An 851-nucleotide genomic window follows, 5' to 3' on the forward strand; every position below is an offset into this window, starting at 1 on the left:
ATAGGACAGACCGTGCAGTTTCCGCCGATATCTGACATCCGTCGACAAGATCGGCGCGAGTTTGTCGTCAGGTACGCCTATCCGGCCAAAAACCGTACCTAACGACAAGCAAACGCCGATCACCATCTCCACGATCAGCCGCACACGACCGATCAGGGGTGTGTGGCGGCAGGCAGGAAGGGGCTCGGGTCGCGGCCACGAAGAGCAGGGACCGGTCGCGTATGCGTTCCCGCAGGTAACGTTTGGAATCGGTGTCCTGGTAACGCTCGACACCGATGTAACGAAACCGGTGCGTTCCGCGGAACACAGACCCCGACCAGCGCCGGCCGGTCGGCACCGCAGCGCCCTGCGCTCGCAGGGAGCCGGACCGCTCGACCCGGAGATCGCCGATACCATCCAGGCCCGCCGCGGTACAGGCCCACCACGAGTGAGCCATTCCGAGTAACGATCGGCCACTCTGCATGACCGCTACTGACAGTGGTCGATCTACGAGATGCCGGTGTCGGTGTCGGTGTCGGTGAACAAGAAAACGCGGGGCTCCGATAAGAAGGTTGTTCCGATCAAAGATCAACCCTAGGGAGCCCCACGTCCCGATGAGTGGCACATACACCGCCGAGCTGCCCCTCGGCGAGCACACCGTCGCCCACCTGGCCGTACTGCTCACGGCCGAGCGTGAGCGCCGAGGCACCCAGAAGGAGACCCGCGCTCACCCTCTGAGCGCAGTCCGTGATGGTCCTGCGCTGGTTCTGCGATGGGACCCGGGTCAAGCAACTCGCCGGCGACCACGGGATCGGCCGGTCGACGGCCTACACCTACCTCCACGAGGGCATCGCGGTGCTGGCGCTGCGGGT

The 851-nt window shown here is 64.6% G+C and carries 1 protein-coding gene and 1 pseudogene; one reads left to right on the forward strand and one right to left on the reverse strand.

Annotation, left to right across the window (positions count from 1 at the left end):
- Positions 1-560: 560 nt before the first annotated feature.
- Entirely contained in the window at positions 561-710 is a 150-nt protein-coding gene (locus U9977_RS26970; RefSeq protein ID WP_416210605.1) for a hypothetical protein, read from the reverse strand.
- Between U9977_RS26970 and U9977_RS13825 the strand changes: the two are divergent.
- A pseudogene (locus U9977_RS13825) lies at positions 657-851 on the forward strand (IS5/IS1182 family transposase); the annotation flags it as partial. The gene U9977_RS26970 and the pseudogene U9977_RS13825 overlap by 54 nt on opposite strands.

This window comes from Protofrankia sp. Cas8, assembly GCF_963555845.1.
Lineage (GTDB): Bacteria > Actinomycetota > Actinomycetes > Frankiales > Frankiaceae > Protofrankia.